This is a genomic window from Pseudarthrobacter sp. NPDC092424 (genome assembly GCF_044754925.1).
In the GTDB taxonomy this organism is placed as follows: Bacteria; Actinomycetota; Actinomycetes; order Actinomycetales; family Micrococcaceae; genus Arthrobacter.
The window spans coordinates 91,934-112,668 of the sequence record NZ_JBIVQC010000008.1 but is presented as its reverse complement, the minus strand read 5'-3'; the positions used below and the strand labels follow the sequence as shown (position 1 = coordinate 112,668).

Here is a 20,735-nt window from a genome sequence, read left to right as displayed (position 1 = left end):
GGGCTTCGTTGCGTCACCAGATGTGGAGGGCCGGAATCAACCCCGGCCTGCTTTCATAGTGCCCAACGGAGGGGGCAGCCACAACATTATTGCGAGTGAATCGCATCACTTGTGATGCACTCCACACGGTACCCCCTCGATGGGACGGTGCCTTAGGACTCCAGGAATCCGCCGCTCGCCCAGCGCCGCAGCGCCCGACGTTCGTCGTCATCGAACTCCATCAGCGCCACGCGGCAGAGCTCCTCCACGTTGTGGGTCCAGGCTGTGGCGAGCTGAGCGGCGGTGGACGTGTCGGTGAGCTCGAAATGCGCGTAACCCAGCCCCTGGATGACGAAGTTCACGGCCGCCCGGGACACCGGCTGGCCTGCGCTCACGCAGTCGTCGCGGACCTGCTTGGCGAGCTCGTTGCGGTTCACGGGGTGTTCGCGGAGGCGTTTCTCCAGCGCGATGAACATCTGCCGGAACTGGGCCGTGGAAAGCGACGGCACGTCCGTCACCCGGGCCACCTGCTCCTCGATCCCGGGCTCCGGCTCGGTGTCCTGCGGCAGGTCGGCGCTCGAAAAACGCTTCGCGTCCCAGACCCAGCCGCCGCGGGCCGGGGAGTATTCGATGCCTTTGCCCAGCTGCGCCACCCACGTGCCGAACTTCCCGTGTCCTCCCCAGTCGGCCTTCAATGACGGGTCCGCAGCCAGCGCCCGGTGTGCCACCATCGCCCCTACCACGGGGCCTGCGGCGCTCCGGATCAGGGCCGTGACATCCTTGACCGCGGGGCTGAGCGGCCTGCCCTGCGGCGCTCTGGGGCCGCTGACGGGAGCCGTGCCGTTGGTGCTGACCGCGCGGATGGGCTCCGCCGCGGACTGGTTGAGGATGGCGATGAAGTCGTGCGACTCCACCACGCTGTCCGCCATCTCCCGGTAGGCAAAGGCCACCGGCCCTGCGGCTATCACCGTGGTCATGCGGTCCGCGGCCCGGAAACGCTGGATCAGCGAGGTGAAATCGGCGTCGGCGGAGGCGATGAAGAACTCTTCGATCCCGACGCTGCCCGAGAGCGCGTCCATGGAGTCCAGTACCAGGTTGATGTCCGTGCTGCTCTTCCCCTGCTGCGTCAGCGACGGGCAGTCGATCACCCGGAACCCGGCCCGGGTCCAGTACGCCCGGTACTTCGAATAAACCACGGGGTTCAGGTAGCAGTTCCGCACCAGGAAACGGCGCGAATTCTCGGCGGTCCCGCCCGCGGACAGCGCATCAGTCCAGTGCTTGGGATCCTCCGCGAAGCGCTTGGCGGCCGCCGGATCCAACGCCAGCAGGCCGGTGTAGACATTGTCGAAATCGACGAACATCGCAGCACGGATGCCCGGCCGCCGGGACGGGGAAAGACTCATTCGCCCAGTGTGCCAGCAGGCAGCCGCGGCGTCACGCACCCGCCGCGCGCCCCGCGCCGCGCTGAGTTCCGCACCTTTGGCGACGGACGACGACGGCGCGCCGGCCTTTGGGGTGCGACCCGCCGTCGGTCCCAAGGTTGGGGAAACCGGCGGCTGCCGCGCTGGAGCGGCGCTGACCCGGGGGTTATTCGTCGAAGTGCGTGTCGATCTTTTCCTCACCCGAGACGGAAGCAATCACCGTGGCGGCCAGATCCCGCACTTTGATGTTCCGCGCACTGGAAGCCCTGGTCAGGATGCTGAACGCGGTGTCCCGGCTGCACCGGTTCTCCGCCATGATCACTCCGAGGGCGGTGTCGATCATCGTCCGCGACTGCAGCGCCGCGGTCAGGTCCTCCCTGGCCTCGCTGAGCTGTGAAATCCGGAGGGACAGCCGCAGCGCTCCCGCCGCCTGCTCCGCAAAGGCCTCCACAGTGGCAATGCTGTCGCTGGGGAAGCTGTGGCGGGTTTGGGCGTAGATATTCAGGACGGCGTCGGCCTCTCCGGCCAGGTCCAGGGGAACTGCGAGAATCGAGGCCACGCCGTTGCGGAGTGCCGCGCGGACGTAGTCGCTCCAGCGGTCCTCGGCGGCGAGGTCCGGGGTCATCACCGTGGATCTGGTCCGAAGGGCGGTGAGGCAGGGGCCGTCGCCGAATCCGTTCTGCAGTTCATCCAGGGCGCGGGCCGTCGCGTCGCTGGCGGCCACGGCTTCCGGCCGCTTTCGCCGCAGCACGGTGACCCCGCTGTGCACAGGGTTGCCTGGGGAAGATAACCGCCCGGAGGCGAGGACGGCCAGTTCGGTGAGGAAACTCCGGATGTCCGGGTTCGCCAACACCATTCCCTGCAGGGTCAGATCTGTCTCCGCACCGCGGTTGTCCACTGCGGGTCACGCTCCAATGGGGCTGCGTGCGGGGGACCCCTGCCGACGCGCTGCGTAGCCCACTTCAATGCTCATGGCCATACGGCCCTACTTCCCAAACTCCGGGTGGCTGGTGGCCGCCGCTCTTAGGCGCGGCCCGGACAGTCCACCTCCGGGTCCTGTCGTTATCCCGAAATCTCCTGCTATCGACACTACGCCCCTGCCGGGCCAGGGGATACAGTGCGGGACCAGTAGGATGGCCGCATGCCGACTTCAGCCGATCGCGAGTCCGTCCATCAGCTCCAGGAAATCCTGGTGGGCGCTGAAAACGTGGTGGATTTCCTGTCCGGCCTCTCAGGAATGGCGGCGGCTGCCGTCTCCGAAACCGCCGGTGACCACATTGAATGCGCCGTGACGCTCAAGACCAAACGCAAGCCCGCGACGGCGGCAGGCAGCAGCCAGCGCGCGGTGGACCTTGACCATGTGGAACAGGCCCTCGGCGACGGTCCGTGCATCAGGGCGCTGCGGGAAATGTCCCCGGTGATCATCGACGACGTCAGCAGGGATCCGCGCTGGCCCGCCTACAACCAGCGGCTCGCGGAGAACAGTGTCCATAGCACGTTGGGCGTGCCGCTGGAGATCGGTCCGGATGCCAGTGCCGCCTTGAACTTCTTCGCCGGCAGGCCCGGCGTCTTCACCGCCGATGTCTACGAACAGGCCGTGGGTTTCGCGGGCGCCGCGCAGAACACGCTTCGGCTGTCCGTGCGGATCACTTCCGCGCAGAGCAGGGCGGAGGACCTGGAAGCGGCCCTGGAGAGCAGGACCGCCATCAACCTGGCGTGCGGGGTGATCATGGCGCAGAACCGCTGCTCGCAGGCTGAGGCCATGGATATCCTCACCAAGGTTTCCAGCAACCGCAACCGCAAGTTGCGGGACGTGGCCCGCGAGCTCATTGAGCAGCTGTCCGGAACCTCAATCGAGACGCACTTCGATTCCTGAAACTGTTGACTCTTCCGCGGGATGGGAATATCGTACAACCAAATGGTTGTAGATCAGCTCCGTGAAACAGAACTCGACCGCCTGTTCCAGGCGCTCGCAGACCCCACCCGGCGTGACATCGTCCGGCGGGTGACGGTGGCTGGGTACTCGGTGTCCGGCCTCGCTGATCTCTACGCCATGAGCTTCGCCGCAGTCCAGAAGCATGTGGCGGTGCTGGAGCGCGCGAACCTGGTGAGCAAGGAAAAGCGCGGAAGGGAGCAGTTGGTGCGGGGCAGCCGCGAAGGCCTGCAGAAAGCCCGCCTGCTGCTCGACGAATACGAAATGATCTGGCGGCAACGCGCCGGCCGGATTGCCGACATTCTCGCTGAAAACTAGGACGGCACAGCCATGACAGTCATCAGTATGGACAAAAACCCCGAGGCACTCTGCCTCACCCTCGTCGCGGAGTTTGACGCCGCCGTCGACCGCGTCTGGGACCTGTGGGAAGACCCGCGGCAACTGGAACGCTGGTGGGGGCCGCCCACCTGGCCGGCGACGTTTGAGAAGCTCGACTTTGTCCGCGGCGGCCGCGCGAGTTACTACATGACCGGCCCGGAGGGGCAAAAATCGCGTGGCTGGTGGGAATTCACCGCCATTGACGCGCCGCGCCAGCTCGAGTTCGATGACGGTTTTGCGGACGACGACGGCAACCCCACCGGCGATCTCGGCATCACCCATGCCGAGGTGACCCTTGAGGATGTCGGCGGGCGGACCCGGATGACGATCCACTCGAAGTTTGAGTCGGAGGAGCAGATGGAACAGATGGTGGCCATGGGCATGGAAGAGGGGCTCAAGGGCGCCGTGGACCAGATGGACGGCATCCTGGCCGAACACGCCAACGCCTGAGCGCTTTCGGAGGGCATGGAATGGCGGGGGGATCCGACGGGTTTCGAAAGCGGCTGGAACGGGCGGCGGAGCTGAGATCATACCGGGGAGGGGGTATCAGCGCGGAGGAGGAGGCCGCGCTGGAAGCCGTCGAGGCCCGGGAACGTGAAAAGCGCCGGAAGGTGGGAGACGCTGCCCGCGCCGACTACCTGATCCGTGACGCCATGGCCCAGGGCAAGTTCGACAATCTCAAGTACGCGGGCAAGCCGATTCCCGGGCTGGGGGAGTCGTACGACCCCGACTGGTGGGTCAAGGGACTCCTGGAACGCGAAAACATCAGCGGCATGGGGCCTGCGGCGATCCTGCTCCGCAAGGAGGACTCCGGGCTCGATGCCGCTTTGGACGCGCAGTACACCGAACAGCAGGCGCGGGACCTTCTGGAGGATTTCAACCGCCGGGTCATCGATGCGCGCCGACAGCTCCAGGGCGGTCCGCCGGTGGTTACCAGGACCCGCGACGTGGAAGCCGAGCTTGCCCGGTGGCGTGAACGCCGGGCAGCCCGCGTTGCTGAGGAACCGCCGGTTGCATCAGCGCCGCCCCGGTGGCGGCGGAGCCGGTGGTGGCAGAAGGTGTGGCGCGGCGGGGGCCAGCCCTTGCGGTGAACGGGCTTCCTGTTACCTGCCCGGGGGTGTCGGTGGTTTGCCTCCGCCTTGGCGATCGGTACCGCCATCCGACCCGCCGGTGGACCCGCCCGTGGCACCTCCGGTGGACCCGCCAGTGGCACCGTCAGTCTGGCCGGAGGGGGTCGAACCGGTGCCGCCGGTGGATGTCCCGGGTGTGGGCGACGGAGCCGGCCCCCCGTACATCGAGGCCGGAGGTGGCGGGAATTCCTTCGCAGGGTACAGCGGACCCACCTTCAGCATGTAGTTGGCCCACTGCGGCCCGGCGATCATGTAGCCGTCCAGCCGCTCGTAGAACACGCCGTTGATGGTCACGTTCTGCCCCGGCCGGTCCTGGCCCTCCAAGGCGTCGCCAAAGAACGACGCAGTGGCGAGGCCGCTGGAGTACCCCACAACCCATGTGGAACCGTTGTTGTTGGACGTACCGGTTTTCGCGCCTACCGGGAACTTCGTGTGGACCTTCGGCTCGATCCACACACCCGAGCCCTTCTTCATGACGTCCTGCAGCACCGAGTTGACCCCGCGCGCCACCTGCGGCTTGAGCGCGGTGCGGCATTCCGTGGTCTGCGCCGGCAACTTACCGCCGGTGGCATCACGGATGTCCAGGAGCGCGATCGGGGCGCAGTAACGGCCATCGTTGGCGAAGGTGGCATACGCGTTTGCCAGGTGCAGCGGGGCCACGCCGATGGCTCCCAGCAGGTTCCCCAGCTGGTGCATGTTGATCTGGGCCCCGTCCAGGCCGCTGTGCAGGCCGACGGCGTCCACCACCTTCTGGATGCCGCAGAAGTCCAACTGCGTGGCGGAAGCGAAAGTGGCGGTGTTGATGGAGTTGTAGAGTCCGTAATTGATGGCCATCGGCCGGTAGAACCCTGGTTCAGCGTTCTGCAGGTCGTCCGCAGCCCCCAGCTCCGGGGTGTTCTGTGCCGTGCTGTAGGCCCCCATCACGCGGCCGCAGCTGGATCGCCACGGAAACCCCCAAGGATAGACCCGCCGTGACGCGTCGATCATGGCAGTGAGCGGCTTCCCCTCATTCAGCCATTCCGCAAACGTGAACGGCTTCATGGTCGAGCCCGGCTGGAACCCGCCGGCGCCGTTGAGGTCGTTGCCCTGCGGATCCTTCGCGTCCACATTGAAATTCAGGTGGGTATCGAACTTTCCCTTCACCGGAAGGATTACTGTGTTCTGCGCCATCGCAAGGATCTTCCCGGTGCCGGGCTGCACGGTGACAAGGGCCGCGCCCCACCGGTCCCGGTTGGCGCCGGCGGTCCCGTTGACCTGCGTTTGGGCTGCTCCCTGCAGGCGGCTGTCCAAAGTGGTGACGATGGTGAGCCCGCCGCGGTACAGCTTGCGCTGCCGTTCGATCAGGCTTGCGCCATAGGCCGGATTGTTCAGGATCAGGTGCGAGATGTAGTCGCAGAAGTACGGCGCTATCAGGGCGTAGGCGCAGCCCTGCCGCTGCGGCGCCAGCTTCAACTGGATGGGGGTTGCCACAGCAGCGTCGTGCTCGGCGTCAGTGATCATGCGCTGGCGCAGCATCTCGGACAGCACCTGGTTGCGGCGCACGATCGACTTATCCGGATTGACCGCGGGGTTGTAGAACGTGGGGCTGTTGACCAGGCCGGCCAGGAGCGCGGCCTGCGGGAGCGTCAGTTTCCTGGCCGTGCTGCTGAAAAAGTAGCGCGCCGCGGCTTCGATCCCGTAGGCCTCGCTGTTGAAGAACACAATATTCAGGTATCCCTCAAGAATCTGCTCCTTGGTGAACTTCTTCTCCAGGGCAATAGCCAGCTTCATCTCCCGCAGCTTGTCGCCCATGTCCTTCTGGCCGCTGAGGATCACCTCGTCCGGACGGTCCTGCGAGAGCCGGGACTCATTCACCACATTGGTGACGTACTGCTGCGTGATGGTGGACGCCCCCTGCTGGCCGCCCTTGGTCAGGTTGGACACCACCGCCCGGGCAATGGCCTGCGGATCGATGCCGGCGTGCTCGTAGAACCGGCTGTCCTCGATCGCCACCACCGCATCCTTGATGTACGGGGACATCTGGTCCAGCGGGATCCGCACCCGGTTTTCCGCGAAGAACGTGGCGATCAGCTTGCCGTCGGAGGTGAGCACCTTGGTGGATTGCGACGGCGGCTGCACCGTCAGTTCATCGGGCAGGTTTTCGAAGAATCCAATGGATCTGCTGACGCCCAGCCCGGCTGCGGCCACCGCCGGTACCACCAGGCTGGCCGCCAGGACGCCGCACACCACGCTGGCGGCGATGAATGCAATAAAGCGTGCCAAGACGGCGCCAACGCCGTACCTGGGTTTCTTCGTTTGTGCCATTCAGCAGCCCCTGAGCCTCGGAGGTGGCATCAGACTACGCCGCAGCGGGAGGCCGATCCAGAGACATGCAGGTCAGGATTTGGTCACGTTTACCGGCGCGATCCATGCCGGCGTGCCGGGCCCGTCTAGGCGAAGGAGTCTTCCTTGGCGCGTGCCGCCGTCGGGGATTCCTTGTGCGCAAGCAGGCGTCCCAAGGGGTTGAACCCGGCGCCGGTTTCCCCGAAGGCGTAGGCGGTTTCGGCGTGTTCGGACAGGTCCACCCCGGCGGTCTCCGCCTCATGGCTGACCCGGAAGCCTATGGTCTTGTGGATCGCCTGGCCAATGAGCAGGGTGCCGATACCGGACAGCAGCACGGTGATGACCACGGCCGCGGTCTGGGCGATGAGCTGCTGGAAGCCGCCGCCGTAGAAAAGTCCGCCGCCGGCGCCGTCCACCGGCAGGGCGATGAAGCCGAGGGACAGGGTGCCGATGAGCCCGCCGCCAAGGTGCACGCCCACCACGTCCAGTGAGTCGTCCAGGCCGAAGCGGTACTTGAGGTCCACGAACCAGCAGCATGCCGCTCCCGCCACCAGGCCCAGGCCGACGGCGGCCACTGGGCTGATGTTGGCGCAGGAGGGGGTGATGGCCACCAGACCGGCCACCACGCCGGACGCGGCACCCAGCGAGGTGGGGTGGCCGTGGCGGACCTTCTCGACAACCAGCCAGCTGAGCATGGCTGCCGCGGGGGTGACCAGGGTGTTCACCCAGATGAGGCCGGCCTGCTCCGCGGTGGTGGCGGCACCGCCGTTGAAGCCGAACCAGCCGAACCAGAGAATGGCGGCGCCGAGCATGATGAAGGGGAGGTTGTGCGGGCGGTGGTTGGGGTCCTTGGCGAAGCCGTGCCGCTGGCCCACGATCAGCGCGAGCACCAGCGCCGCGGTGCCGGAGCTGATCTCCACGACCGCGCCGCCGGCGAAATCGATCACCTGGCCGAACACGGCGGTCACCGCACCGTCCGGTCCCATGAGGCCGCCGCCCCAGATCATGAAGGCGAGCGGGCAGTACACCACGGTGATCCATGCGGGCACGAACATCGACCAGGCGCTGAACCTGGCCCGGTCAGCGATGGCGCCGCTGATCAGCGCAACGGTGATGATGGCGAAGGTGGCGCTGTAACCTGCCGTGATGAGGTCCGGGGAGCCCATCAGGTCCTGCAGGCCGAAGTGGGTGAACGGGTTTCCGAAGAGGCCCAGCACGCTGTCTCCGGTGGTCATGGAATAGCCCCAAAGAACCCAGACAACGCCCACGATCCCGGCTGAAATGAAGCTCATCATGATCATGTTGAGCGCGGCCTTGGCACGGGTCATGCCGCCGTAGAAGAGGCCAAGACCGGGGGTCATCAGCAGTACCATCGCGGCTGAAATCATCAGCCAGACGTGTTGGGCAGTGATCTCCACCGGCGGGTCCCTTCGCATATAAACGGCAAGCGGGGGAGCTGGCAGCACGCCCCGTGTTTCCCCCGCCGTCCATTTTTCGGGTTCCGTGTTTCCGGTAATCGAGCTTCAAGTTGCGCTCACGTTACACAAATCGCCGTTGCGTGAAGATCGCGTGTCACCAATGTTTCGGGAATGTAAACGCGACCTACCCAAGGGCCCTGCAGCTAGAACCGGCGCGCGTTGGCCAGTACCGGCAGCTTTCGGCGGACCTGCGCCGCCTCTTCAGGATCGAGGTCGACGACGGCGAGTTCAGGTTCGGCGCCCAGCGTCACCAGGGGAACGCCCAGGGGAGTGATGACCGCACTGTGCCCGATACCGGTCGGAGCCGTCCCAGCCGTCCCAGCCGCACCGGCCCCAACGCTCGCCGGATCGGCCTGGCCGCACGCGATCACGAACGTGGTGCTGTCCAGGGCGCGTGCCCGCACCAGGAGGTCCCACTGATCAGCCTTGCCTTCGCCGGCTCCCCACGACGCGCAGAGGATGTTGACCTGTGCCCCGGCGCTGGCGTTGGCCGTGAAGAGCCCGGGGAACCGGACGTCGTAGCAGGTTGCCAGGCCGAATACCGTTCCCTTGTACTCAAACGTCACCGGGGTTTCACCGGCGTCCACCGTTTCGGACTCGGTAAATCCGAACGCGTCAAAAAGGTGCACTTTGTCGTACGAGGCTTCCACGCCCGGGCCGGTCACCAGGAGCGTATTCCGCACCCGACCGTCCTTCCCCGGGGTGAACATCCCCGCCACCACCGCAAGGCCGTGCTCCCGCGCGATGTCCCGTACCGCCGTCGCCCACGGCCCGTCCAGCGGCTCGGCGACGCCGCGCAGGGAGTTTCCGAATGCCCGCATGGTGGCCTCGGGGAACACCACGAGTTCCGCCCCGGCTTCCTTGGCACGTGCGGTATGGTCCCGGATCAGTTCGAGGTTCGCGGCCGGGTCGGCGCTGCTGATGATCTGGGCGATTGCGATGCGCATGGAAGGGCCCCTGTTGTCGGCGTTTTTCTCTTTACGCTGTAGCCTACGGCCCGGTCCGCAAGACCGGGACCCGCGGCGCCTACTGCCGGTATCCCTCCACCTCGCTGACGGGGCGGGCCTCGGCGTCATTGGGGTCCTCGCCGGAGCGGATCTTGGCCCGGCGCTGCCGGAGAAGGTCCCAGCACTGGTCCAGGCTTTCCTCCACCTGCCGCAGGCGGGCGCGGTCCGGCGCCTGCCCGTCGGCCGGCTCGCGCAGGGAGTGCTCCTCATCCACAAGTGCTTGGATCCGCGTCAAAATGTCCTGGTCGTTCATGGCGTCTCCTTCGTCGCTGTCGGCGGGCGGGTGGCGTCCGCGTCCGGATTTTCCAGCGTACGGAGTCGCGGCTCCGGCCACCACCCCCGGAGGCCAACCCGCGCTGTACGATCTTCATCATGACCACCGTGCTCGATCTGGCAGGTCCAATCCTGGAAATGCTGACTTGGTTGTGCCTGCCCGCCGGGCTCGGACTCCTCTTTTACGCAGGTTTCCTGCGCCGCTTCGTGCACCCGTGGGAGGTTGCGGACGCTGTGGTCTATTCGGACGTGACGGGCGTCGGGTTCCGATGGGCAGACCGCCGGCACCAGGTCCATCACGCCCCCATGTCGCCGCACGACATCAAGGACATGGCCGTCGGCGACACGCTCCCCATCTACTACCACCCCAAGCGGCCCACCCAGTGGCGGATGGCCACGCCGGAGCAGCCGGGCCGGACGGCCGGGATCCTTGGCGCCTGGCTCACGGGCATAGGCGCCGTGGCGCAGGTGGCGGGTTTCCTGCTGCCGATGTTCTAGTTTCCGCCGCCGCGTTTGCTAACCAGCGAGGACGACGCCGATTCCCAGGATCCCCAGCGCCACCCCGGCAAAGGCCGTCCACAGCACCGCGGCAACGTCGGCCGCCACGCTTTCGGACGCTATTCCGTGCGACCGGTGGCTGTACCGCCGGCGCTGGGTGAGGTAGATGGCCAGTGCCGCGAACGCGGATACGGCGAACAAGAGCAGGATGGGCAGTCCGTGGGTGGGGAGCCAGCGGAGGAAGAAAGCGCTGACGGTGGCCAGTGCCATCATGGTGCGGCCCCAGGCAAGGGTAGTCCGTTCCGGCTGGAGCCCGGGGTCACCGTGGGTGTGGGCAGGGCGGTAGCGGGCCATGGGATGTCAGCGCCAGAGGACAAAGACCAGCACGACGGCGGCCGTCAGCGCGCCTGCCGCGGCCAGCAGCGGCACGATGAGCGGCAGGGGAAGGGGCGCCTTGTTGCGCATGCTCTGTTCCACGCGGAGCCAGCGCACTGCGGAGCCGCCGCTGAGGAGCATGCCCAGCAGGAGCAGGAGGATCGCGAGGCCTTTCCGGAGGGGCTCCAGGAACAGGTCGCCCGTGAAAGCCTCGATGGCGATGCCACCGGCCAGCAGGGCCAGGGACGTCCGGATCCACGCGAGGAAGGTCCGTTCGTTGGCCAGGGTGAAGCGGGGGTCCGGTTCCTCGCCCCCCGGCAGCAGCCGCCGGGCGACTTTACCGCGCGACGGCGGAACGGGGGCGTGGGCGGGCGGCTCGCTGTTGGTCACGGTGCCAGTTTATCCACGGCGGTAACCTGCACCCGCCCCTGAACCGCGCTGCTTCTAACCGGCGCTCCGCGGCGCGAACATGATGATGGCAACGCCCAGGAGGCAGACGACGGAGCCGGCAACGTCCCAGCGGTCGGGCCGGAAACCGTCGAACACCATGCCCCAGGCCAACGACCCCGCTACGAAGACGCCGCCGTAGGCCGCGAGGATGCGGCCGAAGTGGGCATCCGGCTGGAGGGTGGCCACGAATCCGTAGGCTCCGAGGGCCAGGACGCCCAGTCCGGCCCACCACCAGTCCTTGCCTTCCCGTACCGACTGCCAGACCAGCCAGGCCCCGCCGATTTCAGCGGCGGCGGCCAGCGCGAACAGCAGGACGGTCTTGGACACGGTGAGAGCCTGGGCAGGGTTATCCACCCGGCCATCATCCCAGCTGGCCGGTCCGGCCCGGCGTCAGGCCCGGGGAATGCCCGCGCCTCCGGTCCCGTTGGGCCAGTTATGAAGAACGTTGGTTTCCTTTCCTTCGGCCACTGGGGTCCCGGCCAGGGCTCGCTCACCCGGACCGCGGGGGACGCGCTGCTGCAGGGAATTGAGCTGGCGGTTGCCGCCGAAGAGCTTGGCCTGGGCGGGGCGTACTTCCGGGTGCACCACTTTGCCCGCCAGCAGGCCGCGCCGTTCCCTCTGCTGGCGGCCATCGCGGCCCGGACCAGCCGGATCGAAATCGGCACGGGGGTGATTGATATGAGGTATGAGAATCCCTTGTATATGGCAGAGGAAGCGGCGGCCACCGACCTGATCAGCGGTGGCAGGCTTCAGCTCGGCATCAGCCGGGGCTCACCCGAACCGGCGCGGGAGGGAGCCTCCGCCTTCGGGTACCGGCCGTTGGCCGGGGAGACGGACGCGGACCTTGCCCGCAGGCATGCGGCCGAATTCCGGAATGCCGTCAGCGGCGCCGGTGTGGCCCGGCCGGACCCGCGGTATGCGGCCGCTTCTGCCGGTCTTTTGCCGGTCCAGCCGCAGTCGCCGGGCCTGGCGGAGCGGATCTGGTGGGGCGCCGGAACCCGGAACACTGCCGTATGGGCGGCGGAACAGGGAATGAACCTGATGAGCTCCACCCTCCTGACCGAGGACACCGGCGTCCCCTTCCACGAACTCCAGGCCGAGCAGATCCGGCTGTTCCGCGAGGCCTGGGCAGCCGCGGGCCACCGGCATGCCCCGCGGGTGTCCGTGAGCCGGAGCGTGCTGCCGATCGTGGACGACCAAGACCGGCGGTACTTCGGCGGGAGCGCCCTGCGCGACACCCGCGACCAGGTAGGGGTTATTGACGGCCTGACCGCCCGGTTCGGCAAAAGTTACGTCGGGGACCCGGAACTCCTGGCCGGACAGCTTGCCGCCGACGCGGCAGTGCAGGCGGCAGACACCCTGCTGGTCACAGTGCCAAACCAGCTGGGAGTGGACCTCAACACGAAGCTTTTAGGGAACATTATGGGTATACTAAGCATGCTTACGGAATACGAGGGGGAACCATCCGCCCGCGCCAGCCGTTATTCTTGAAGTGCGGCTTTGGGGGCTTAGCGCCACCATTTACAGCGTGACTGCGGAACGGTCATATGACGGAGAGAGAGAACCATGGCTCGCGCCGCTCTAGGCTTGATCGCATGATCCGGTTACGGCAACTGGCCCAGGCGGCCACTGTGCTCACCACGCCCCTGGCGCCGGAGGACATCCTTGCGCTGTTCAATCCGGTCTACTCCGCGCGACAGTTGCGCGGCGTCGTCACCCGCGTGGTGCAGGAAACCGCCCAGTCCGCGACCATCTTTTTCCGCCCCGGCCGCGGCTGGAAGGCTCACATGGCGGGGCAGTGGGCGCGCATCGGCGTCGAACTCGACGGCGTCCGCCACTGGCGGTCCTACTCCTTAAGCGCCCCGGCCGGCAAGGATCCGGCCATCACCGTCACGGACGTCGGCGCCGTCTCCGGCACCCTTGTCCGGACCACCAAACCGGGCGACGTGCTGTTCCTCGCCCCGCCGCAGGGCGACTTCGTGCTTCCCGAGCACCCCCGCCCGCTCCTGATGATTACCGCCGGCAGCGGCATCACTCCGGTGATGTCCATGATCCGCACGCTGGTGCCGCGGCGCCCGGATGCCGACGTCGTCCTTGTCCACTCAGCCCGCACCCCCGGTGACAGCCTCTTCCGGGAGGAACTGGCCGAGCTTGCGGACCAGTTCCCCAACTTCCGCCTGGCGCACTGGTTCACCGGCGAGCAGGGCCGGATGGACTTCTCCAACACCGACCAGCTGGACGAGATCTGCCCCGACTGGAAGGAACGTGCCGCGTACGCCTGCGGTCCCGACAGCTTCCTGGATGACGCCGAAGCCCTCTGGAACCGGGCGGCCCTCACCGCCGCGGCCCCCGGAACCGGTCTGGCGGTCCCCGGCGAACCGGGGAACCTCATGATCGAACGCTTCAACACAACTTTCGCCGCGGGCGTCGGGCACGACGGCGGCCTGGTCACCTTCGAGGCGTCTGACCGGGAAGTGGAGGCGGATGGCGACACCCCCCTTTTGGACGTCGGCGAGGACGCCGGGGTGCTGATGCCCAGCGGCTGCCGCATGGGTATCTGCCACAGCTGCCTCACGCCGTTGCTGGCCGGCCAGGTCCGCGACCTCCGTACCGGGGAAGTCCATGGCGACCCCGGCCAACTGATTCAAACGTGTGTCTCGGCAGCCGCCGGGCCCGTCAACCTCGAACTCTGAGGAGCATCAAGGTATGTCTGTAATCTCACCCGCCAAGCCCACCCCCGCCAAGGCCCGCCCCGGCAAGCTCGCCGAATCGGGCAGCCCCACGGTCCGTCCGCCCGCCGCTGCACACCTCACCGACGAGCAGGTAGCGGAGCTGGGCCGCGAGCTCGACGCCATCCGCGACGAGGTCCTGGCCAAGCGCGGAGCGGAGGACGCGGCCTACATCCGCCGCATGATCAAGATCCAGCGCGGCCTGGAGATCTCCGGCCGTGCCGCCCTGCTGGTCAGCAAGAACAAGGCCGCCTGGGTTACGGGAACCACGCTGCTTAGCCTGGCCAAGATCCTTGAAAACATGGAGCTCGGCCACAACATCCTGCACGGCCAGTGGGACTGGATGCGCGATCCGGATATCCACTCCACCACCTGGGAATGGGACTTCGTCACGCCGTCGCGGTCCTGGCAGCACACCCACAACGACCTCCACCACCGCTGGACCAACGTCCTGGGCAAGGACAACGACGTCGGATACAACCTCCTCCGAATGGACGAGGACCAGCCGTGGAAGCCGATCAACCTGGCCAACCCGCTGTTCAATGCCATCCTGGCGCCCGTCTTCGAATGGGGCATTGCCATCTACGACCTTGAACTTACCGAGTTCAAGGAAGGCAAGAAGTCGAAGGAAGCCCTGCTCAAGGACCTCCAGGCCCTCGGCCGCAAGGTGGTCACGCAGTTCACCAAGGACTACGCGGCCACGCCCGCCGTCGCCATGCTCACCGGCTCCGGCAAGCAGGCGCTCTTCGGCACCATCACCGCCAACGCCGTCCGAAACGTCTGGGCGCACGCCGTGATTTTCTGCGGCCACTTCCCGGAGGGCACTGACACCTTCACCGAAGAAATGGTGGAGGGCGAAACCCGCGGCGACTGGTACATCCGGCAGATGATCGGCTCCGCCAACATCTCCGGTTCCAAGTTCATGCACCTGATGACCGGCAACCTGTCGCACCAGATCGAGCACCATCTGTTCCCCGACCTGCCTTCCAACCGCTACGCCGAGGTGGCACCCAGGGTCCGCGAGATCTGCCAGCGGTACGGACTGAAGTACACCACCGGTCCGCTGTTGAAGCAGGTTGGCTCCTCCTGGGCCAAGGTGTTCAAGCTCGCGCTTCCCGGGAAGGCCGCGAAAGCCTGACCCCGGGCGCCGATACCAGTCGAGAAAGGACCGAAGCGATGGCATACATCACCGTAGGAACTGAAAACAGCACTGACATCGAGCTCTATTACGAGGACCACGGCACCGGCCAGCCGGTGGTTCTGATCCATGGCTACCCGTTGGACGGCTCGTCCTGGGAGAAGCAGTCCGCTGCCCTCCTGGCGGCCGGCTACCGGGTAATCACGTACGACCGCCGGGGTTTCGGCAAGTCCAGCAAGCCGGCCGTGGGCTACGACTACGACACCTTTGCCGCGGACCTCAAGGTCCTGCTGGACACCCTGGACCTTAGCGACGCTGTCCTGGTGGGCTTCTCCATGGGAACCGGGGAGGTTGCCCGCTACCTCTCCACCTACGGTTCGGCCCGGGTGGCCCGCGCCGCGTTCCTTGGTTCGCTGGAGCCGTTCCTGCTCCAGGCCGATGACAACCCGCAAGGTGTTCCGCAGGAGGTTTTCGACGGGCTCATGAAGGCCGTCACGGCGGACCGCTACGCGTTCTTCACGGAGTTCTTCAGGAATTTCTACAATTCGGACACGTTCCTTGGTACCCCGCGGCTCAGCCAGGAGGCGGTCAACGCCAGTTGGAACCTGGCTGCTTCGTCCGGCGCCACGGCGTCCGTGGCCGCCCAGCCCACCTGGCTGACGGACTTCCGGCAGGACATCCCCAAGATTGATGTTCCTGCCCTGATCCTGCATGGCACCGCGGACAACATCCTGCCCATCGAGGCGACGGGGCGGCTTTTCGCCGAGGCGTTGCCCTCGGCGGAGTACGTGGAGATCGAGGGAGCGCCGCACGGGCTACTCTGGACGCACGCCGCCGAGGTGAACGAAGCGCTGCTCGCTTTCCTCCGCACGTAGCGTCCGCCGGAACTGAGCTCGGCCGGGCATCCTGCTGGTCTTCCCGGATGCCGGCCCGCACCCGCTACCCGTCGTAGTGGGTGCGGGCCGGACCATGGCCTAACGAGTTGACGACGGCCGCTGCCACGTCATGGAGCTTGGAATTCCGGGTGCTGGACGCCGTCTTCAGGATGCCGAAGGCATCGCGCTGGCTGCAGCGGTTCTGGGCCATGATGATGCCCACCGCCATGTCGATCACCGTGCGGGTCTCCAGGGTGGCCCGGAGGTTGGCAGCCGCCTCACTGTACTGGGCAAACCGGACGGCCAGGCGGAGCGCGTGGGAGGCCTGGGCCACGAAATCCTGGGCAGTAACCAGGACGCGGGCGGCGAAGCGGTGCGGGCGGCGCGCATACAACAACAGGGCGGCTTTGGACTCGCCCTCCGGTTCGAAGGGGATCGCCACCACGGAGTGGACGCCCTGCGCCTGGACAGCCTCGGCGTAATCCGGCCATCCGGCGGCCTGTGCCAGGTCCGGGATATGGATTGTTTCACGGGAGTCGGCAGCCGCCATGCCGGGCGTCTGGCTGAATTGGCATTCAAGCTCACCCACGGCCTTGGCTTCCGGGCTGCTGCTGGCAACCATGGCGGCCTTTCGCTCGCGCAGCAGGGTGATGGCACAGAGCAGCTCGTCACCCTGCGCCGCCAGGTTGCGGGCGGACACCTGCGCGAGTTCGTTAAGGAAGTCCTCAACGTCAGAGCTGTTGAGGACCAGTTCGTTCAGGTTTTCGGTGATGCTGGTTTCGGTTCTTGCTGTTGACTCGCTGGCCACGATTATTAGTGCCATTCGCTCAGGTCAAAACGAGCCAGCAACACACAGTCGTCCCGCCGTACGGCGGGCATGCGGTGGAGGTCGCTGGATTGACGCGCTTTCCAACGGCCTGCTGCTAAACCGATATGCAGAAGTATATACATCCCCGGGAGTACGCCGGTGTCATCATGACGAGTCCTTCCTGGGCCGCGCCGCGCCCCCGGGAGGTAGTCTCGGTGTACGCGGACGGTGCCTGCCGCCGTCGTAATTCCTTGCCGGTTCCGCCTGCGCGGAACCGGCCGCACGCCCGAACGGAAGGAAACCGATGAAGATCGCAGTTACCGGAGGCAGTGGAAAGCTCGGGCGGCACGTGGTGCGTCGGCTGACCGAAGACAGGCACCAGGTCCTCAACCTGGACCGTGCCGGCAGCAGGAGCCCGGGCCTGGTTGTGGTGGACCTCCGCGACTACGGCCAAGTGGTGGACGCGCTGCTGGGCGTGGATGACCGGCATGCCGGGTTCGACGCCGTGGTGCACCTGGGTGCGATTCCGGCACCGGGCCTCCTCCCGGACGCGGCGACGTTCGAGAACAACATGCTGTCCACCTACAACGTGTTTCAGGCGGCGCGCCGGGCAGGGATCAAGAAGGTGGTGTACGCCTCCAGCGAGACGGTTCTGGGACTGCCGTTCGACGTCGATCCTCCCTACATTCCAGTGGACGAGGAATACCCGGCCCGTCCCGAAAGCACCTATTCGCTGGTGAAGCACCTCGAGGAACAGATGGCGGCGGAGATGACGCGCTGGGATCCGGAGCTGAGTATTGTGGCCCTCCGGTTCTCCAACGTCATGGACGTTGAGGATTACAGGGAATTTCCGTCCTTCGACGCGGATCCGATGCTCCGGAAGTGGAACCTCTGGGGCTATATAGACGGCCGGGACGGGGCGCAGGCCGTGGCCCGGGCACTGGAAAACGGAAAGCCCGGGTTTGAGGCTTTTATCATCGCAAACGCGGACACTGTGATGAGCCGCTCCAGCGCCGGACTCGCGGCGGAGGTGTTCCCCGCAGTGAACGTCACCCGCGAACTCGGCGAGCACGAGACCCTGCTGGGCATCGACAAGGCCCGGCGGCTGCTGGGCTTCGAGCCGCAGCACTCGTGGCGGGATCACCGGGGCTAGCGCAGCCGGCGCAGCTGGTGCCAAGGGTTGGCACAGGATCGTGCAAGGACCGGGTCCGGGCGGGCGGGCTGTTCCTATCCTTTTTGTAGCGGGTTAAGCCCCGCCTCTCCAGCCAACGCCAACCCAAGGATCCTCCGATTCGCACTTTCTCCTTCGCCCGCACGGCCCTTGCCGCGGTCCTGCCGGCCCTTGCGCTTGCCACCGTTTCAGTGCCGGCCCAGGCGGCTCCCGCAGCCGATTACGCCGCTGCCGGCCGCTACATTGTCCAGTACGCCGCCGGAGCCAACGTGGCCGCCGAGGCCGCCGGACTCAAGGCGCAGGGGCTTGCGGTGGGGCGGACCTTCACCCACGCATTCCGTGGCGCCGTGGTGACCGCGACGCCGGCGCAGGCGGCTGCCCTGGCGCGCTCAGGCCGGGTGTTGTCCCTGGAGGCGGACGCTCCGGCGAGCATCACCGAAACCCAGCAGCCGGCCCCGTGGGGCCTTGACCGGCTGGACCAGCGGGCGCTTCCACTCTCGGGCGCCTACACCTGGACCGCTTCCGGCTCCGGGGTGAAGGCATACGTCGTGGACACCGGCGTCCTGGCGTCCCACGCGGATTTCGGAGGCCGGGTGGCTGCCGGCTGGAGCGCAGTAACGGACGGGCGCGGGTCCGGTGACTGCAACGGCCACGGCACGCACGTTGCGGGCACGGTGGCGGGCGCAACCTACGGCGTCGCGAAGGCCGCAACGGTGGTTCCCGTCCGCGTGCTGGACTGCAACGGGTCCGGCTACAATTCGGACGTGGTGGCCGGCCTCGACTGGGTGGCGGCCAACCACGCCGCGGGCGAGCCCGCGGTTGCCAACCTCAGCCTGGGCGGCGGAGCCAGTACGGCCGTGGACTCGGCCATCCAGGGGGTTATCAATGACGGGGTGACGGCCGTTGTGGCTGCCGGCAACTCTGCCGTCGATGCCTGCGGCAGTTCCCCCGCACGGGTTCCCGCAGCAGTTACCGTCGCCGCCAGCGACTCCGCCGACAGGCAGGCGTCCTTCTCCAACTACGGTTCCTGCGTTGACCTGTACGCGCCGGGCGTTGCCATCACCTCGGCGTACTACACCTCCGCCACCGCCACGGCCTCCATGTCCGGGACCTCCATGGCCGCACCGCACGCGGCCGGCGCAGCCGCGGTGCTCCTCTCGCAGAACGCTGCGCTTACTCCCGCCCAGGTGGCCGGATCACTGGCTGCCAACGCCACGGCGGGAGTCATCTCGGGCGGCAGCACCGGCACGCCGAACCGACTCCTGTATTCGCCCGCGGCGCAGGCGGCGCCCGACGCTCCTGTTGCATCCGCGCCCACCGTCACGGCCGCTGCGCCAGCCGCCAAGGCCACGGCAGTGGCTGTGGGTACCAACGTCACGGCAACCTTCAGCACGGGGGTGCAGGGCGTCGGCGCCTCGACCTTCGTGCTCAAGAACGCGGCCGGGACCGCGGTGCCGGCCGCGGTTTCCTACAATTCGACGACGCGGACGGCGACCTTGGACCCCACGTCCGGCCTGGCCGCCGACACCACGTACACCGCCACGCTGGTGGGCGGTACGGCGGCCATCCGGGACACTGCGGGCACGCCGCTGGTCACTACCAGCTGGACGTTCCTGACCGGCTCTGCCCCGGTGGTGACGGGCTTTGCGCCCGGCAGCAACGCACTCCTGGTCAAGCGTGGCAGCAACGTCACGGTGACATTCAGCGAAGCAGTCCAGGGCGTTGGGACAAGCACCTTCACCCTGAAAAACGCCTCCACCGGCGCCGTGGTCTATGCCCGCGTATTCCGCAACGGGACCACCAACCAGTGGATCCTGGACCCAAGCCTGGCACTGGCCAGGAAGACGAAGTACACGGTGACGGTCACCGGCGGCACGGCCGGAGTCCGCGACCTGGCAGGAAACCCGCTTGCCTCAAAAACCTGGCAGTTCACCACGGGCTCGTTCTAAGCGGGAAGCGGGCCGTCCTGATGGTGGCTTGACCAGATATGCCCCATCTCCTCGGTGGACTGCTCAACAATCCGGGACATGGCGGCGTGGGCCGCGGCGGCCTCGCCGCGCTGGATGGCACTGGCGACATCGACGTGCAGCTGCAGGGCCTCGTGCTGGGGCAGGTGCGGCATCAGCCCATGCTGGGTGCGCCCGGTCAGGACCTCCGCCACCAGGTTCTGCAGCTGCGAAAACATCGCGTTGCCTGAGGCGTTGAGGACGGCCGCGTGGAATTCCACGTCCAGCCGGAGGAATTCATCCTGGTTGCCGCTCTGGCCCGCCGCCCAGAGCCGTGCGGCGAGCGAGACCAGCTGGCTGCCCCCGTCCCAGGACACGCGACCCGCCGCGAGCCGGGCTGCCTGCGGCTCGATCGCCCCGCGGAGCTCGTTCAGCGCCTGCAATTGTTCAAGCCGCCGGGATGATGCCAGGCGCCAGCGTATGACTTCCGGGTCGTAGAGGTTCCAGGCTTCTTCGGGCTGTACCACGGTGCCAAACCGGCGCCGGGACGCGAGCAGCCCTTTGGAGGAGAGTACCCTGGCAGCCTCGCGGACCACCGAGCGGGAGACCTTATGCTCCGCTTCCAGCTCGTCCAGCCGCACGATGGAATGCGGCGCAAGACGCCCGTCGGCGATAGCAAGCCCCAAGCTGTGCACGAGGGACGCATGCAGGTCCTGAGGTGACTCCGCCCTTGGGGTTTTCATAACTAAATCATACTGGCCAACCCCCAAGGGGTTGTTTAAGTCTGCCTTATTTCCATATGATCTCTCCCAGAGCAGATGTAA

The 20,735-nt window shown here is 66.9% G+C and carries 22 protein-coding genes; 11 read left to right on the top strand and 11 right to left on the bottom strand.

Annotated features, from left to right (window positions below; translation table 11 throughout):
* Positions 1–152: 152 nt before the first annotated feature.
* Entirely contained in the window at positions 153–1,382 is a 1,230-nt protein-coding gene (locus ACIQCN_RS12505) for an NYN domain-containing protein (protein WP_400611220.1), read from the bottom strand.
* Positions 1,383–1,566: 184 nt separating this feature from the next.
* Entirely contained in the window at positions 1,567–2,298 is a 732-nt protein-coding gene (locus tag ACIQCN_RS12500; protein ID WP_400605044.1) for an ANTAR domain-containing protein, read from the bottom strand.
* A 243-nt stretch (positions 2,299–2,541) separates the two neighbouring features.
* Between ACIQCN_RS12500 and ACIQCN_RS12495 the strand changes: the two genes are divergently transcribed.
* Genes ACIQCN_RS12495 through ACIQCN_RS12480 form a run of 4 tightly spaced genes read left to right on the top strand, consistent with a single transcriptional unit; the run spans position 2,542 to position 4,802 of the window.
* On the top strand, positions 2,542–3,276 hold the full coding sequence (locus ACIQCN_RS12495) for a GAF and ANTAR domain-containing protein (protein WP_400605042.1): 735 nt from the start codon (positions 2,542–2,544) through the stop codon (positions 3,274–3,276).
* Positions 3,277–3,318: 42 nt separating this feature from the next.
* The gene (locus ACIQCN_RS12490) at positions 3,319–3,651 is read left to right on the top strand and encodes an ArsR/SmtB family transcription factor (RefSeq protein ID WP_400605040.1); all 333 of its coding nucleotides are present in this window, start codon (positions 3,319–3,321) and stop codon (positions 3,649–3,651) included.
* Positions 3,652–3,663: 12 nt separating this feature from the next.
* Positions 3,664–4,161, top strand: coding sequence for an SRPBCC domain-containing protein (locus ACIQCN_RS12485; protein WP_400605038.1), 498 nt, complete (start codon positions 3,664–3,666; stop codon positions 4,159–4,161).
* Positions 4,162–4,181: 20 nt separating this feature from the next.
* Entirely contained in the window at positions 4,182–4,802 is a 621-nt protein-coding gene (locus tag ACIQCN_RS12480; RefSeq protein ID WP_400611219.1) for a DUF1992 domain-containing protein, read from the top strand.
* Positions 4,803–4,814: 12 nt separating this feature from the next.
* Here the strand turns inward: ACIQCN_RS12480 and ACIQCN_RS12475 are convergent, their stop codons facing one another.
* The 4 genes from ACIQCN_RS12475 to ACIQCN_RS12460 all read right to left on the bottom strand — a co-directional run bounded on the left by ACIQCN_RS12475 (position 4,815) and on the right by ACIQCN_RS12460 (position 9,901).
* Entirely contained in the window at positions 4,815–7,145 is a 2,331-nt protein-coding gene (locus tag ACIQCN_RS12475) for a transglycosylase domain-containing protein (RefSeq protein WP_400611218.1), read from the bottom strand.
* 125 nt (positions 7,146–7,270) lie between these two features.
* Positions 7,271–8,581 (bottom strand): ammonium transporter, encoded by a 1,311-nt coding sequence (locus ACIQCN_RS12470; protein WP_400605033.1) that lies wholly within the window; start codon positions 8,579–8,581, stop codon positions 7,271–7,273.
* Positions 8,582–8,784: 203 nt separating this feature from the next.
* Entirely contained in the window at positions 8,785–9,588 is an 804-nt protein-coding gene (locus ACIQCN_RS12465; protein ID WP_400611216.1) for a carbon-nitrogen hydrolase family protein, read from the bottom strand.
* 79 nt (positions 9,589–9,667) lie between these two features.
* Positions 9,668–9,901 carry a DUF2630 family protein gene (locus ACIQCN_RS12460; protein WP_400605029.1) on the bottom strand — a complete coding sequence of 78 codons (234 nt, stop codon included), beginning with the start codon at positions 9,899–9,901 and terminating at the stop codon, positions 9,668–9,670.
* 119 nt (positions 9,902–10,020) lie between these two features.
* Here ACIQCN_RS12460 and ACIQCN_RS12455 point away from each other — a divergent pair, with 119 nt between their 5' ends.
* Positions 10,021–10,419 carry a hypothetical protein gene (locus ACIQCN_RS12455; RefSeq protein ID WP_400605028.1) on the top strand — a complete coding sequence of 133 codons (399 nt, stop codon included), beginning with the start codon at positions 10,021–10,023 and terminating at the stop codon, positions 10,417–10,419.
* An 18-nt stretch (positions 10,420–10,437) separates the two neighbouring features.
* Here the strand turns inward: ACIQCN_RS12455 and ACIQCN_RS12450 are convergent, their stop codons facing one another.
* The 3 genes from ACIQCN_RS12450 to ACIQCN_RS12440 are packed head-to-tail and all read right to left on the bottom strand — an operon-like array spanning position 10,438 to position 11,571.
* Positions 10,438–10,773 carry a DUF202 domain-containing protein gene (locus ACIQCN_RS12450; protein WP_400605027.1) on the bottom strand — a complete coding sequence of 112 codons (336 nt, stop codon included), beginning with the start codon at positions 10,771–10,773 and terminating at the stop codon, positions 10,438–10,440.
* Positions 10,774–10,779: 6 nt separating this feature from the next.
* Complete coding sequence (locus ACIQCN_RS12445) at positions 10,780–11,184, bottom strand: YidH family protein (RefSeq protein WP_400611214.1); 405 nt, start codon at positions 11,182–11,184, stop codon at positions 10,780–10,782.
* Positions 11,185–11,238: 54 nt separating this feature from the next.
* Positions 11,239–11,571: a YnfA family protein gene (locus ACIQCN_RS12440; RefSeq protein WP_400611248.1), complete on the bottom strand. Its 333-nt coding sequence runs from the start codon at positions 11,569–11,571 to the stop codon at positions 11,239–11,241.
* A gap of 108 nt (positions 11,572–11,679) precedes the next feature.
* Here ACIQCN_RS12440 and ACIQCN_RS12435 point away from each other — a divergent pair, with 108 nt between their 5' ends.
* The 4 genes from ACIQCN_RS12435 (at position 11,680) to ACIQCN_RS12420 (ending at position 15,986) form a co-directional block, all read left to right on the top strand.
* On the top strand, positions 11,680–12,735 hold the full coding sequence (locus ACIQCN_RS12435) for an LLM class flavin-dependent oxidoreductase (protein WP_400605023.1): 1,056 nt from the start codon (positions 11,680–11,682) through the stop codon (positions 12,733–12,735).
* Between the two features lie 104 nt (positions 12,736–12,839).
* Positions 12,840–13,937, top strand: coding sequence for a ferredoxin reductase (locus tag ACIQCN_RS12430; protein WP_400605022.1), 1,098 nt, complete (start codon positions 12,840–12,842; stop codon positions 13,935–13,937).
* A gap of 13 nt (positions 13,938–13,950) precedes the next feature.
* On the top strand, positions 13,951–15,111 hold the full coding sequence (locus ACIQCN_RS12425) for a fatty acid desaturase family protein (protein ID WP_400605020.1): 1,161 nt from the start codon (positions 13,951–13,953) through the stop codon (positions 15,109–15,111).
* Positions 15,112–15,149: 38 nt separating this feature from the next.
* A complete protein-coding gene (locus tag ACIQCN_RS12420; protein WP_400605018.1) occupies positions 15,150–15,986 on the top strand; it encodes an alpha/beta fold hydrolase in 837 nt (278 codons plus the stop codon).
* 64 nt (positions 15,987–16,050) lie between these two features.
* Here ACIQCN_RS12420 and ACIQCN_RS12415 read toward each other — a convergent pair whose 3' ends face one another.
* Positions 16,051–16,794: an ANTAR domain-containing protein gene (locus ACIQCN_RS12415; protein WP_400605458.1), complete on the bottom strand. Its 744-nt coding sequence runs from the start codon at positions 16,792–16,794 to the stop codon at positions 16,051–16,053.
* A 304-nt stretch (positions 16,795–17,098) separates the two neighbouring features.
* Between ACIQCN_RS12415 and ACIQCN_RS12410 the strand changes: the two genes are divergently transcribed.
* Entirely contained in the window at positions 17,099–17,947 is an 849-nt protein-coding gene (locus ACIQCN_RS12410) for an NAD-dependent epimerase/dehydratase family protein (RefSeq protein ID WP_400611212.1), read from the top strand.
* Between the two features lie 209 nt (positions 17,948–18,156).
* Positions 18,157–19,914, top strand: a complete 1,758-nt coding sequence (locus ACIQCN_RS12405; RefSeq protein ID WP_400611210.1) for a S8 family serine peptidase — start codon at positions 18,157–18,159, stop codon at positions 19,912–19,914.
* Here ACIQCN_RS12405 and ACIQCN_RS12400 read toward each other — a convergent pair.
* Positions 19,911–20,654, bottom strand: coding sequence for a FadR/GntR family transcriptional regulator (locus ACIQCN_RS12400; protein ID WP_400605013.1), 744 nt, complete (start codon positions 20,652–20,654; stop codon positions 19,911–19,913). The two genes, ACIQCN_RS12405 and ACIQCN_RS12400, sit on opposite strands and share 4 nt — an antisense overlap.
* Positions 20,655–20,735 lie beyond the last annotated feature (81 nt).